This is a genomic window from Streptomyces sp. NPDC059850 (assembly GCF_042731515.1).
GTDB lineage: Bacteria > Actinomycetota > Actinomycetes > Streptomycetales > Streptomycetaceae > Streptomyces.
On the sequence record NZ_JBHWJI010000061.1, the window covers coordinates 13,323 to 26,007 of the forward strand.

The 12,685-nt window shown below is 71.8% G+C and carries 13 protein-coding genes; 7 read left to right on the forward strand and 6 right to left on the reverse strand.

Annotated features, from left to right (window positions below; genetic code table 11):
• Window positions 1–18 precede the first annotated feature (18 nt).
• Window positions 19–756, forward strand: a complete 738-nt coding sequence (locus ACFV9T_RS35135; protein WP_385446572.1) for a hypothetical protein — start codon at window positions 19–21, stop codon at window positions 754–756.
• An 11-nt stretch (window positions 757–767) separates the two neighbouring features.
• Here the strand turns inward: ACFV9T_RS35135 and ACFV9T_RS35140 are convergent, their stop codons facing one another.
• Window positions 768–1,127, reverse strand: a complete 360-nt coding sequence (locus ACFV9T_RS35140) for a CU044_2847 family protein (protein WP_385446573.1) — start codon at window positions 1,125–1,127, stop codon at window positions 768–770.
• A 7-nt stretch (window positions 1,128–1,134) separates the two neighbouring features.
• Window positions 1,135–2,010 (reverse strand): hypothetical protein, encoded by an 876-nt coding sequence (locus ACFV9T_RS35145; RefSeq protein ID WP_385446574.1) that lies wholly within the window; start codon window positions 2,008–2,010, stop codon window positions 1,135–1,137.
• 273 nt (window positions 2,011–2,283) lie between these two features.
• Between ACFV9T_RS35145 and rplM the strand changes: the two genes are divergently transcribed.
• From rplM to glmM, 3 genes are all read left to right on the forward strand, one after another.
• Window positions 2,284–2,727 (forward strand): 50S ribosomal protein L13, encoded by a 444-nt coding sequence (rplM, locus tag ACFV9T_RS35150; RefSeq protein WP_385446575.1) that lies wholly within the window; start codon window positions 2,284–2,286, stop codon window positions 2,725–2,727.
• 41 nt (window positions 2,728–2,768) lie between these two features.
• Entirely contained in the window at window positions 2,769–3,272 is a 504-nt protein-coding gene (rpsI, locus tag ACFV9T_RS35155) for a 30S ribosomal protein S9 (RefSeq protein WP_385446576.1), read from the forward strand.
• Between the two features lie 176 nt (window positions 3,273–3,448).
• A complete protein-coding gene (glmM, locus tag ACFV9T_RS35160; protein ID WP_385446577.1) occupies window positions 3,449–4,807 on the forward strand; it encodes a phosphoglucosamine mutase in 1,359 nt (452 codons plus the stop codon).
• A gap of 465 nt (window positions 4,808–5,272) precedes the next feature.
• Here the strand turns inward: glmM and ACFV9T_RS35165 are convergent, their stop codons facing one another.
• Both ACFV9T_RS35165 and coaA read right to left on the reverse strand, forming a co-directional pair.
• A complete protein-coding gene (locus ACFV9T_RS35165) occupies window positions 5,273–6,193 on the reverse strand; it encodes a DUF389 domain-containing protein (protein WP_385446578.1) in 921 nt (306 codons plus the stop codon).
• Window positions 6,194–6,214: 21 nt separating this feature from the next.
• Entirely contained in the window at window positions 6,215–7,231 is a 1,017-nt protein-coding gene (coaA, locus tag ACFV9T_RS35170) for a type I pantothenate kinase (RefSeq protein WP_385446579.1), read from the reverse strand.
• Between the two features lie 169 nt (window positions 7,232–7,400).
• On the opposite strand from coaA, the gene glmS reads away from it, so the two are divergent.
• The 3 genes from glmS (at window position 7,401) to ACFV9T_RS35185 (ending at window position 10,800) form a co-directional block, all read left to right on the forward strand.
• Window positions 7,401–9,248, forward strand: coding sequence for a glutamine--fructose-6-phosphate transaminase (isomerizing) (gene glmS, locus ACFV9T_RS35175; protein ID WP_385446580.1), 1,848 nt, complete (start codon window positions 7,401–7,403; stop codon window positions 9,246–9,248).
• The gene (locus ACFV9T_RS35180; RefSeq protein ID WP_385446581.1) at window positions 9,245–9,613 is read left to right on the forward strand and encodes a holo-ACP synthase; all 369 of its coding nucleotides are present in this window, start codon (window positions 9,245–9,247) and stop codon (window positions 9,611–9,613) included. The genes glmS and ACFV9T_RS35180 overlap by 4 nt, the downstream gene beginning before the upstream one ends.
• A 425-nt stretch (window positions 9,614–10,038) precedes the next feature.
• Window positions 10,039–10,800 carry a maleylpyruvate isomerase family mycothiol-dependent enzyme gene (locus ACFV9T_RS35185; protein WP_385446582.1) on the forward strand — a complete coding sequence of 254 codons (762 nt, stop codon included), beginning with the start codon at window positions 10,039–10,041 and terminating at the stop codon, window positions 10,798–10,800.
• A 7-nt stretch (window positions 10,801–10,807) separates the two neighbouring features.
• Here the strand turns inward: ACFV9T_RS35185 and ACFV9T_RS35190 are convergent, their stop codons facing one another.
• Both ACFV9T_RS35190 and ACFV9T_RS35195 read right to left on the reverse strand, forming a co-directional pair.
• Window positions 10,808–11,347: a GNAT family N-acetyltransferase gene (locus ACFV9T_RS35190; RefSeq protein ID WP_385446583.1), complete on the reverse strand. Its 540-nt coding sequence runs from the start codon at window positions 11,345–11,347 to the stop codon at window positions 10,808–10,810.
• Entirely contained in the window at window positions 11,347–12,624 is a 1,278-nt protein-coding gene (locus ACFV9T_RS35195) for a hypothetical protein (RefSeq protein WP_385446584.1), read from the reverse strand. Before ACFV9T_RS35195 ends, ACFV9T_RS35190 begins: the two co-directional genes overlap by 1 nt.
• Between the last annotated feature and the right edge of the window lie 61 nt (window positions 12,625–12,685).

Here is a 12,685-nt window from a genome sequence, read left to right on the forward strand (position 1 = left end):
AGGGCGGGCGAAGGCGTGATGAGAACCGGAGCGCGGAGTGTGCTCAGTGCGGCGGCGGCCGTGACGGCGCTGGGACTGCTGACCGCGTGCGGCGGCTCAGGCTCCGATAGTGAGGGGGACGGCGGCGGGGACCAGAAGGTGGCCCAGGAGGAGAGCGGGGCGGCGGAGCCGCTGTCCGCGTCCGCCCTGGAGCGTGCCGCGCTGACCAAGGCCGACCTCAAGGGCTACGGGATCGGCGACATGACGGAGCGGGACTTCAGCGGCGGCAAGGAGGCCAAGGCCCTGAAGCCCGGCTGCGAGCCGCTGGCCGCGCTGATGGGCACCGGCTTCGACCCGGCGCCCCGGGGCTCCGTCTACCGCAGCTACGCCGCCGCCTCGGGCCGGGCCGCGGGTGTCTCCGGCATCGTCCGGATCTCCTCGTACGGGCCCGGCGACGCCGAGAAGACGGTGAAGGACCTCAAGGCGGCCGTGTCCGCCTGCGGGGGCGGGTTCGCGGCCACCGACGGCTCGGGGAAGCGGGCCGATGTCGCCAGTGTGACCGTGGCCGACGCGCCCGACGCGGGGGACGAGGCGCTGTCGTACCGCCTGGTCGACGGCGGCAAGGAGAAGGCCGTCATCGCCTTCACGGTGGTGCGCTCCGGGCCCCAGCTCACGGTGGTCTTCGGCGTGAACCTCACCGACCCCACGCGGTCCTCGGTGCCCGGCGCGGTCGTGGACCGTCAGGTCCGGAAGGTGGAGGCCGCGAACCGGTCATAAGGCGAGGGCTGTCAGGCGCCTTCGTCCTCGTCCTCCGGGGCGGGCCGGGCGGGGTCGCGCTCCCACACCATTTTGATCTTGAGGTGGCCGTCCACCCCGGTCTTGGCGATCACCGCCCCGGCCTGGGCGCTCAGCTTCACGCCGAACTCCAGCTCCACCGTCGACGGCGGCTGGGGCAACGTGCTGAGCTGGGCCAGCGCCCGCGCGGCCGCCTCCCGGACCCGGACGAACCCGGCGTCGAACGTCGCGCTCGCGTCCGGGATCCCGTTCCGGCCCCCGGCGGCCAGCCGCACCCCCGGCTCGTCGTCGTCCACCTCGACGATCACGCTCGCGGTGCCGTCGCCGAGCCGGAAACCCACCAGTTCCCCCATGGCGCCGTCAGCCGCCGGAGCCCGCTGCCGCCGAGGCCTGCGCGTTGCCCCGGGCCAGGATGCGGCTGAAGGTGTAGTCGGCCATATCGCGCCCGGCCTGCAGCGCCTCGGTGTCCGACGTCGTCACGGCCTTCCCCGAGGTGTACCCGGAGATCGTGAAGTACGCGTACCGCCCGATCGCGTTCGCCGAGGTGCGGCACGCGGTCCGGCGGCAGAACGACGGAACCCCGCTGCCCGGCAGCGACGCCACGTTCGGCTTGTACCCGTTCTTCGCCTTCTCCGCGCCCGCGCGGCCGTCGAAGACAGCGACGCCGACGGTGGTCGCCACGCCGTCCCTGGAGAAGGTGGCGCGCAGCAGCTCACGGCACCCGTTGCCGCTGAGGACCGACCCCAGGGAGCCCTGGGTGCCCGCCGCGCAGCTCTTCGTGGAGGCGGTCGCGCCCCTCGCGTACGAGCGGCCCTCCTTGGCGGCCTCCTCGTCGGGGAAGAGCGTCTTGGGGCTCAGCGGCGCCTTGTCCCGCTTGGCGTCGGAGATGATGTCCAGCGGTTTGGGCGGCGCGGGCGGCGCGACATTGGAGAACGACGGCTCGGGTGACTCCGCCTCGCGCGGCAGCGTGGGCTGCGAGGGCAGATGGTTCGCCGAGTCGTCCGAGGAGCCGTCCTTGTCGTTGCTGCTGATCACGGCGGTGGCGACCATCGCCCCGACCGCCGCCGTCGCCAGCACCGCGCCCCCGATGAAGAGCCATCGTCGGCGACGGCTGCGCGTGGCGGTGTGATCTGCCATCGCGGCCCAGTCCGGCGTCTGCGACGACTGACGCGACTGAGGCTGCTGAGATCCCCCGGGCCCGTACGGCCCCCCTTGCCCAAAGCTCATGGCGCGCATCCTAATCCCGGCAGGTGACACCGGGGACCCGCCGGGGAGAGGGTGACGGCTGAGGGAGGCGTTTTGACCCCCGTGGGTGCGGGCCGGTATTCTGCCAGTTCGTTATGCGTATTGGCTTGCTCGTTCTCACGTGAGTGGCCGTTACGCCGGTTCACCGGGCCGATGACCAGCGGCAGGCACTCGGATGCGTCACCGATGTGCGGCCAGGGCTGTCGTGATCGTCCGGGTGGCCTTGTCAGGACCACACTCACTGAAGAAGCGAAGGCTACGACCGTGCGTACGTACAGCCCCAAGCCCGGCGACGTGCAGCGTCAGTGGCACGTCATCGACGCCACCGACGTTGTCCTCGGCCGTCTGGCTACCCAGGCCGCCACCCTTCTGCGGGGGAAGCACAAGCCGGTGTACGCGCCGCATGTCGACGCGGGTGACTTCGTCATCATCATCAACGCCGACAAGGTGCACCTCTCCGGCAACAAGCGGACCCAGAAGATGGCGTACCGCCACTCGGGCTACCCGGGTGGTCTGCGCTCCGTCCGTTACGACGAGCTGCTGGCCAAGAACCCCGAGAAGGCCGTCGAGAAGGCCATCAAGGGCATGATCCCCAAGAACACCCTGGGCCGTCAGATGCTCTCCAAGCTGAAGGTGTACTCGGGCGACCAGCACCCCCACGGTGCTCAGCAGCCGGTCCCGTTCGAGATCACCCAGGTCGCGCAGTAAGTCCGGCCACCCCCTAAGACGAAGAGAAGCTGAGGAGCATCGTGGCCGAGACCACCGCCGAGACCCCCATCGAGGTCGAGGAGTACACCACCGAGAGCGTCGAGACGGTCGAGTCGGAGTACACCTCCGAGTCGCTCGCCTCCCGTTTCGGTGACCCGCAGCCGGCCGCCGGCACCGGGCGCCGCAAGAACGCGATCGCCCGCGTCCGCATCGTGCCGGGCAGCGGCCAGTGGAAGATCAACGGTCGCACCCTTGAGGGGTACTTCCCCAACAAGGTGCACCAGCAGGAAGTCAACGAGCCCTTCAAGGTGCTCGAGCTGGACGACCGCTACGACGTTATCGCCCGCATCTCGGGCGGCGGCGTCTCCGGTCAGGCCGGTGCGCTGCGCCTGGGCGTCGCCCGCGCGCTGAACGAGGCGGACGTGGACAACAACCGCGCCCCGCTCAAGAAGGCCGGATTCCTGACCCGTGACGACCGCGCCACCGAGCGCAAGAAGGCCGGTCTGAAGAAGGCCCGTAAGGCGCCGCAGTACAGCAAGCGTTAATCCGCTTCACCACGCGGTTCGGCGGCTTCCGCCGCTCGTCGACACGCCCCGGCGGCACCACCCGTGCCTCCGGGGCGTTCGGCTATCGCCACCAGGGGGCGTATACCTACAGGCAAGCGTCTATCAATCTCCACGCAAGCTTCTGCCCCCTCAGCTCGTAATCTCGGAGGACACCAGTGGGACGACTCTTCGGTACGGATGGTGTGCGCGGCGTCGCGAACGCCGACCTGACGGCTGAGATGGCGCTCGGCCTGTCGGTCGCGGCGGCGCACGTGCTCGCCGAGGTGGGGACCTTCGAGGGGCATCGGCCGGTGGCGGTGGTCGGGCGGGATCCGCGCGCGTCCGGGGAGTTCCTGGAGGCCGCCGTGGTGGCGGGCCTCGCCAGCGCGGGCGTGGACGTGCTGCGGGTGGGCGTACTCCCCACCCCCGCGGTGGCCCATCTGACCGGCTCGCTGGGCGCGGACCTCGGCGTGATGCTCTCCGCCAGCCACAACCCGATGCCCGACAACGGCATCAAGTTCTTCGCCCGCGGCGGCCACAAGCTCGCCGACGAGCTGGAGGACCGTATCGAGACCACCTACCGGTCCCACACCTCCGGTGAGCCGTGGGACCGGCCCACCGGCGCCGGGGTGGGCCGGGTGCGCGACTACGCGGAGGGCTTCGACAACTACGTCGCCCACCTCGTCGGCGTCCTCCCCAACCGCCTCGAAGGCCTCAAGGTCGTCATCGACGGCGCGCACGGCGCCGCCTCCCGGGTCTCCCCGGAGGCCTTCGCCCGCGCCGGGGCCCAGGTCGTGACCATCGGCGCCGAGCCGGACGGCCTCAACATCAACGCGGGCTGCGGCTCCACCCACCTGGCTCCGCTCCAGGCCGCTGTCGTCGAGCACGGCGCCGACCTCGGCATCGCCCACGACGGCGACGCCGACCGCTGCCTGGCCGTCGACTCGGTCGGCCGCGAGGTCGACGGCGACCAGATCCTCGCCGTCCTCGCCCTCGCGATGCGCGAGGCGGGCACGCTGCGCGGGAACACCGTCGTCGGCACCGTCATGTCGAACCTCGGCTTCAAGCTCGCCATGCGGCGCGAGGGCGTCGAGCTGGTCCAGACGGCGGTCGGCGACCGCTACGTCCTGGAGGAGATGAAGGAGCACGGCTACGCCCTCGGCGGCGAGCAGTCCGGCCACGTCATCGCCCTCGACCACGCCACCACCGGCGACGGCACCCTCACCGGCCTGATGCTGGCCGCCCGCCTCGCCGCGACCGGCCGCACCCTGGCCGACCTCGCCGGGGTGATGGAGCGCCTGCCGCAGGTGCTGATCAACGTCCCGGACGTCGACAAGTCCCGCGTCACCAGCAGCGCCGACCTGGCCGCGGCCGTGGCCGAGGCCGAACGCGAGCTGGGCGAGACCGGCCGCGTCCTCCTCCGCTCCTCGGGCACCGAGCCCCTGGTCCGCGTGATGGTGGAAGCCGCCGACATCGACCAGGCCCGCTCGGTGGCGGGTCGCCTGGCCGACGCCGTGAAGTCGGCCCTGGGCTGACACCCGCCCCACACCCCCACGGCCCCGGCTCCCCGCCCGTGCGCGGCTGTCACCCGTCGCCGAGCCGGTCGTGGGCCAGCGGCCGGGGCCGGTCGCAGAGCCCCGGCCGCCGCCGCGTCGGTTCTGGGCCAATGGGCCTCTGAGCCGGAGGCCTGCCCAGCCCCTCCGGAGCGTGAGCAGCGAGCCCCCGCCCCAGCCCCTTGCGGAGCGGGGTCCGGGGCGGAGATGCCCTGTCCTCAGCCTCTCCGGCCTTTGAGCAGCGGGGCCTGGGGTGGAGATGCCCTGTCCTCAGCCCCTCCGGCCTTTGAGCAGCGGGGTCCGGGGCGGAGATGCCCCCATCCCCAGCCTCTCCGGCGCTTGAGGAGCGGGGTCCGGGGGCGGAGCCCCGGCGGGGGTCCGGGGGCGGAGCCCCCGTGGCGGGGGCCGGGGCGCAGCCCCGGTTTCGGGAAGGGGCGGGGTGGGGAATCAGGCCCGGCGCGCCCACAGCCACCGCTGCACCAGCAGCGTCAGCGTCCCCGCCAGCACGATCCCCGCCAGATTCAGCAGCAGCTGCTCGCTCGACCCCACCATCTGGTCGACATCCCCGTACCCCAGCGCCACCGCCGCATTGGCCGCCGCGGGCACCGTCGTCACCGAGATCGCCACGCCCACCAGCGCACCCGACTTCGCCGACGTCAGCGACAGCGTCCCCGCGATGCCCGCCAGCACGGCGACCACGAACGAGAACATGTCCGGCTGCCAGATGAAGTCCGTGTTCGGCCGGTCCGCGTCGAGCAGATCCCGGCTGAACAGCCCGAAGGCGTCCATCAGCACGCTGAAGCCCGTCGTCAGCACCATCGCCACCAGGAACCCGACGATCAGCGCGAGCGCCGAGCGGATGGCCAGTCGCGGGGCGCGCCGGACCAGGGCGGTGCACAGCCCGGCCAGCGGGCCGAACTCCGGCCCGACGGCCATCGCGCCGACGATCAGGACCGCGTTGTCCAGCACCACACCACACGCCGCGATCATCGTCGCGAGGGCGAGAAAGGCGAGGTAGGTCACCGACAGGGTGGACTCCTCATGGGTGGCGTCGGCCAGGTGCTCCCACAGCACCGCGTCCGCGCCCTCCCCCGGAGCGTCCTTCTCAGCCCGGTCGGCCCGCGTCGACAGCGACAGGCCGATGTCGTCGACGGCGATCGAACCGGCCTCGTCGAGACCGAGCGCCCGCAGCTCGCCCAGCAGACCGTCGCCCGCTTCGCGCGCCACGTCGCACAGCACCACGTCTCCGGCCGGATCGCGCGCCGCGCCGGGCAGGACGATCAGGTGGGCGGTGCCCACGGTGCCCTCCAGGAGGCGCACCACCGCGTCCGTACGGTCGTCCGGGACGATCAGCCGCAGATGCAGCACGACGAAGCTCCTTACAGCTCGCTACAGCTTGCGCAGGGAGAGCCGCTGCACCTTGTGGTCCGGGCCCTTGCGGAGCACGAGTGTCGCGCGCCCCCGCGTGGGCTGCACATTCTGCTGGAGGTTCGGCTTGTTGATGGTCCGCCAGATCATCCGGCCGTAGTCCAGCGCCTCGTCCTCGGAGACCTGGGTGTACTTGCGGAAGTACGAGGACGGGTCCTGGAACGCCGTCTGGCGCAGCTTCCGGAAGCGGTCGAGGTACCAGCGCTCGATGTCCGCCGTACGGGCGTCCACGTACACGCTGAAGTCGAAGAAGTCCGCGAGCCCGACCCGGGTCAGCCCGTCCTTGCCGGGCAGCGCGGGCTGGAGCACGTTCAGCCCCTCGACGATGAGGATGTCGGGCCGGTGCACGGTGAGCCGTTCGCCCGGCACGATGTCGTAGATCAGGTGCGAGTAGACCGGAGCCGAGACCTCCGCCTTGCCCGCCTTCACATCGGCGACGAACCGGGTCAGCGCGCGGCGGTCGTACGACTCGGGGAACCCTTTACGGGACATCAGCCCGCGCCGCTGCAGCTCGGCGTTGGGGTAGAGGAAGCCGTCGGTGGTGACCAGCTCCACCCGTGGATGCTCCGGCCAGCGGGCCAGCAGCGCCTGCAGCAGCCGGGCCGTGGTCGACTTGCCGACCGCGACGCTGCCCGCCACGCCGATGACGAACGGGGTGCCGGTCTGCGGGCCCTGGCCGTTCTTGGCGTCGCCGAGGAAGGTGTTCAGCGCGCCGCGCAGGCTGCCGGTGGCGGCCACGTACAGGTTGAGCAGCCGGGACAGCGGAAGATAGACGTCCCGTACCTCGTCCAGGTCGATGACGTCGCCGAGGCCGCGCAGCCGCTCGACCTCGTCGGCGCTCAGCGGCAGCGGGGTCTTGTCCCGCAGCGCGCTCCACTCGGCGCGGGACAGGTCCACATACGGGGTCGCCTCGCCGCCCCGCCGCTGCGGTGCGCGCACGGGCCCGGTGCGCGCCTCGCGCGCCGTAGACGTGATCATCCCTTCATTGTCGTGCCCCGGCCCGCCGGAGGGATGGGCCCAGGGCGTGGGGTCGGTCACCCTGGCCGTGCGCTTCCGCGCGGCGCCGCGCTCCTTATATCCGTAAATGGGAGGGCCGACGCGCGGGCGGTGGTCCGGCCCCGCACCGGTGGGTCGTACGCTGCACTGCATGTGCGGAATCGTTGGTTACGTGGGAGGGCAGTCCGCCCTCGATGTCGTCCTCGCCGGGCTCAAGCGGCTGGAGTACCGCGGCTATGACTCGGCCGGGGTCGCCGTTCTGGCCGACGGCGGGCTCGCCGCCGCCAAGAAGGCGGGCAAGCTCGCCAACCTGGAGAAGGAGCTGTCCGACCGGCCGCTGCCCAGCGGCAGCACCGGCATCGGCCACACCCGGTGGGCCACCCACGGCGGCCCGACCGACGCCAACGCCCATCCGCACCTGGACAACGCGGGCCGGGTGTCCGTCGTCCACAACGGCATCATCGAGAACTTCGCCGGCCTCCGCGCCGAGCTGGCCGACCGGGGCCATGAGCTGGCCTCCGAGACGGACACCGAGGTCGTCGCGCACCTGCTCGCCGAGTCCTTCTCCTCCTGCGGCGACCTCGCCGAGTCCATGCGCCAGGTGTGCCGCCGCCTGGAGGGCGCCTTCACCCTCGTCGCCGTGCACGCCGACGCGCCCGACGTGGTCGTGGGCGCGCGCCGCAACTCCCCGCTGGTCGTCGGCGTCGGCGAGGACGAGTCGTTCCTCGCCTCCGACGTGGCCGCGTTCATCGCCCACACCCGCGAGGCCATCGAGCTGGGCCAGGACCAGGTCGTCGAGGCCCGCCGGGACGGCGTCGTCGTCACCGACTTCGACGGCGCGCCCGCCGAGGTCCGCCCGTACCACGTCGACTGGGACGCCTCCGCCGCCGAGAAGGGCGGCTACGACTACTTCATGCTCAAGGAGATCGCCGAGCAGCCGAAGGCGGTCGCCGACACCCTCCTCGGCCGCATCGACCTGGCCGGGAACCTCTGCCTGGACGAGGTCCGCATCCCCGCCTCCGTGCTGCGCGAGGTGAGCAAGGTCGTCATCGTGGCGTGCGGTACGGCGTACCACGCCGGGATGATCGCCAAGTACGCCATCGAGCACTGGACCCGCATCCCCTGCGAGACCGAGCTGGCCAGCGAGTTCCGCTATCGGGACCCCATCCTCGACCAGCGCACGCTCGTCATCGCCATCTCGCAGTCCGGCGAGACCATGGACACCCTGATGGCGCTGCGGCACGCCCGTGAGCAGGGCGCCAAGGTGCTCGCCATCTGCAACACCAACGGCTCCACGATCCCGCGCGAGTCCGACGCCGTCCTCTACACCCACGCCGGGCCCGAGGTCGCCGTCGCCTCCACCAAGGCGTTCCTCACCCAGCTCGTGGCCTGCTATCTGGTGGCGCTGTATCTGGGTCAGGTGCGCGGCACCAAGTGGGGCGACGAGATCCTCTCCGTGATCCGCGAGCTGTCCGAGATCGCCACCCAGGTGGACGAGGTCCTGGAGACCATGGAGCCGGTACGGGAGCTGGCCCGCAGCCTGGCCTCGAAGAACACCGTCCTCTTCCTCGGCCGCCACGTCGGCTTCCCGGTCGCCCTGGAGGGCGCGCTCAAGCTCAAGGAACTGGCGTACATGCACGCCGAGGGCTTCGCGGCGGGCGAGCTGAAGCACGGGCCGATCGCGCTGATCGAGCAGGACGTGCCAGTCGTCGTGGTCGTGCCGTCCCCGCGCGGGCGGTCTGTGTTGCACGGCAAGATCGTCTCCAACATCCAGGAGATCCGGGCCCGTGGCGCCCGCACCATCGTGATCGCCGAGCGCGGCGACGAGGCGGTCGCCCCGTACGCCGACCACCTCATCGAGATCCCCGTCACCCCGACGCTGCTCCAGCCGCTGGTGGCCACCGTGCCGCTGCAGGTCTTCGCGTGCGAGCTGGCCACGGCCCGTGGCAACGAGGTCGACCAGCCGCGCAACCTGGCGAAGTCGGTCACCGTCGAGTGATCGTCGGGGTAGGCATCGACGTGGCGGCCGTCGACCGCTTCGCGGCCGCCCTGGAGCGTACGCCCGGGATGGCGTCGCGGCTGTTCGTCCCGGCCGAGCTGCTCCTGCCGAGCGGCGAACGGCGTGGCCCGGCCTCCCTCGCGGCCCGGTTCGCCGCGAAGGAGGCCCTGGCCAAGGCCCTGGGCGCGCCGGGCGGCCTGCGCTGGACGGACGCGGAGGTCCGTACGGAGCCGGGCGGCAGACCGTCCCTCGCGGTGCGCGGCACGGTGGCGGCGCGGGCGGATGAGCTGGGCGTCCGGTCGTGGCACGTGTCGCTGAGCCACGACGCGGGGGTGGCGTCGGCGGTGGTGATCGCGGAGGCCTGAGGTTGGTGGTGGGGGCTCTGCCCCCACACCCCGCCGGGGCTCCGCCCCGGACCCTGCGTGGTCGCTCCGGCTGTTGGGCGGGTGCGGGCCCGTGGTGGGTGCGCCTGGGGTTTGCTGCGGGTGCCGGGTGCGGCGCCTCCGGGGCAGGGCCCTGGACCGTATATTTACGGCGCCGGGCCCGGAAGCGTGTAGTGACCCTTTAGCGATTGGCGCCACAAATACACGTCAGCGTCCAGGACCCCACCCCTGCGACCCCGCCCCCTCCTGCCGAATAGCGGCCACCCGCCCGGTTGTGGGCAATCGTCCTGCGGGGAGGAGCGGGTGGGCACAACCCACCCACCGGCCCGCTTCCGGCAACGAAACCCGACCGGGCAGGCGACGACTCCCCCGGGTGGCCGCAGCCGCCGGGCCCCTACGCTGACGCCATGACGCTCCTGGGATTCGACCGCTACCACGCCGAAATCGTGCGGCAGACCGACCTGTTGAGCGCCCATCTGACGGGGGCCGACCCGACGACCCCGGTGCCGACCTGCCCGGCCTGGAACCTCGGCCAGCTCGTGCGCCACCTCGGCGGCGCCCACGGGTGGGCGGAGACGGCCGTACGCACCCGGGCGACCGACCCCGTCCCGGACGACCCGGTCAACGACGTCCCCCGCCACACCGACGAGGACCCGGCCGCCCTGAGCGCCCAACTCGGCGAGGGCGCCGTACGCCTGGCCGCCGCCCTGCGCGACGCCGGGCCCGATACGGCGGTGTGGACCCCGGGCCCCGGCGGGACCGCGATGTTCTGGGCGCGCCGGATGACCCACGAGACGCTGATCCACCGGGCCGATGCCGCGCTGGCGGTCGGCGCGGAATTCAGCGTGCCCGAAGACGTCGCCCTCGACGCCCTGGACGAGTGGCTGACGTACAGCACGCTCCCCGAGGCCTACGAGGGCGCCCCGGCCCTCTTCGGCACCCTCTGCCTGCAGGCCACCGACACCGGCTCGGCCTGGCTGGTCGACCTCACTGCCGCCGCCCCCGTCGTACACCGAGGCACCCCCGAGAAGGCAACCGTCGAGATCCGCGCCACCCTGACGGACCTGCTCCTGCTCGTATACCGCCGCCCTGCCCCCACCGCGAAGGTCACGGGCGACACGGCACTGCTCGACCTGTGGCTGACGTGCTCGGGATTCTGGCTTCGATGACGCCGGGTCAGCCCAGGTCGAGGACCATCACGTCGTGCAGGTCTGCGCCGTCCCATGGGTGCGCCTCGCCCACCTTGCGGTAGCCCCACGACCGGTAGGCCGCCTGCGCGGCCTCGACATCCGGCCGGGCGTTGAGCAGCACGCGTTCCTCGGCGCCGTCGGCAAGGACCGCCTCGTGCAGTCGACGCGCCACGCCCATGCGGCGCCAGGGCGCGCGTACGGCCAGCTCCATCAGCCCGAACGTCCGCTGCCCGTCCTCGCGGCGCAGTTCGTCGGTCACCGGCACGATGAGCCGGTCCCACCAGCCGGTCTGGGGGCTCAGCGGATAGCCGTACGCGATGCCGACCGGCTCACCGTCGCCCGTGCGGGCGAGGGCTCCCCGAAAGGTGGCCTTACGGACCTGCGAACGGAACCGCCGGAAGTTCGACTCGACCGAGCCTGAGGTCTTGTCGTACGGCGGCTCGGCGAACGCTTCGGCGTAGACCAGGGTGAAGGCCTCCTCGGCCCGCGCCGCCGCCGCGCCGTCCATTCGCTCAACAGTGATCATCAGCGGTCACCCTCTCGCGTCGCCTCACGAATGCGCTCGACCACGTCACGCGCAGCAGGGGCGTCGACGCGTACGGCAGAACGTCCGAAGTCCCGTAGACGGCTCCGCAGCCTTGCCGAAGACACACCACCGCAGGCATCGAGTACGCCCGTCATCTCGTGGCACGCTTCCTCGACCTCGCTGGCATGGAGCAGTGTCTGCGCGAGACGGGCACGGTACCAAGCGGTGTTACGGGTGTAACCACCGCCGAGCCCGGCGACCGCTGAGCGCAGGAAAGGCACGGCTCGCGCGGGCTGACCCTCCGTGGCGTGGTAGGCCGCCGTCGCATAGTCCACCTCAACGGGACCGGCGAACCGCGCCCACCTCGGTACGTCCGGATCGGTGTCCGTGCGTCCCTGGTAGGACATGGCGCGGCTCAACGCGCGACGTGCTCCGGGCAGATCGCCCGCCTGCCCCGCCGCGCTGGCCTCGCGGAGCGAGATCACCAGGTGCACCGTGGGCCCCGCGCCCGCCTGATGCGCGAGGCGGTAAGCGCCCTCGATGGCCGACGCCGCCTCCCACATGCGGCCCGCGTCGACGGAGAGCAGGGAGAGCGTGTTGAGCGCCCGCACCTGCAACAGCGGATCGTCGATGAGCTGCGCCGCCATCATAGCTTCCATGCAGGCAGCACGGGCTTCTTCCGGCGGTCCACCGTCGTATCCGAACCATGCCCGGTGACAGGCGATTTCGCAGACCATCGTTTGAAGGTCACGACCGACTCTGCTCGTGTAGACGCTGCCGCTCAGGGCGCGCGTAATGCGCTGTTCAAGCTGCTGGGCCCGCGCCTTCGCGGGAATTCCGCCGGATCGGTGATCGACCGCGTAGAGGTCGACCAGCCCCGCGCGGAACGCCGCCACATCACTGGCACCGATTCGGGGGCCATGCCGGTTCGGGAGGATCGCCGCTGCGGCGATCGCCCCGGGCCCGGTGACGAATGCTCGACGTCTCACCTCTTCATCGTCGCCGATCCCTCCGGCGAACGTGCGCCGGTGCGAGGGAACAACGAATCCCATATCGGCGAGCGGGAGGCCGAACATCGCCTCAAGCACGGCCTGTTGACCCGGGTGCGGTAACGGCGGAGGCGACTCGCTCTCCCACCGCCGGAGCTGGCGGACGCTCACCGAGGCATCGATGCACAACCGGGCGGCCTCGCGGGCGAATTCTGCGACGAACGTCACCTGGGTATATCCCGCGCCCCTGCGCAACCCCGCGAGCACGCCACCGCCACCGTCCGCCATCAACGTCTCCCCACGCACATGACTGTCTACTCAGCGTAGCGAAACGTCCGCCCAAACGTCC

Excerpts from the sequence above, each read along its gene's own strand:
- ACFV9T_RS35195 (WP_385446584.1), bottom strand. The coding sequence starts at position 12,624 with ATGGCGGACGGTGGCGGTGGCGTGCTCGCGGGGTTGCGCAGGGGCGCG.
- glmS (WP_385446580.1), top strand. The coding sequence starts at position 7,401 with ATGTGCGGAATCGTTGGTTACGTGGGAGGGCAGTCCGCCCTCGATGTC.
- ACFV9T_RS35145 (WP_385446574.1), bottom strand. The coding sequence starts at position 2,010 with ATGCGCGCCATGAGCTTTGGGCAAGGGGGGCCGTACGGGCCCGGGGGA.
- ACFV9T_RS35185 (WP_385446582.1), top strand. The coding sequence starts at position 10,039 with ATGACGCTCCTGGGATTCGACCGCTACCACGCCGAAATCGTGCGGCAG.
- ACFV9T_RS35140 (WP_385446573.1), bottom strand. The coding sequence starts at position 1,127 with ATGGGGGAACTGGTGGGTTTCCGGCTCGGCGACGGCACCGCGAGCGTG.
- coaA (WP_385446579.1), bottom strand. The coding sequence starts at position 7,231 with ATGATCACGTCTACGGCGCGCGAGGCGCGCACCGGGCCCGTGCGCGCA.
- ACFV9T_RS35190 (WP_385446583.1), bottom strand. The coding sequence starts at position 11,347 with ATGATCACTGTTGAGCGAATGGACGGCGCGGCGGCGGCGCGGGCCGAG.
- ACFV9T_RS35135 (WP_385446572.1), top strand. The coding sequence starts at position 19 with ATGAGAACCGGAGCGCGGAGTGTGCTCAGTGCGGCGGCGGCCGTGACG.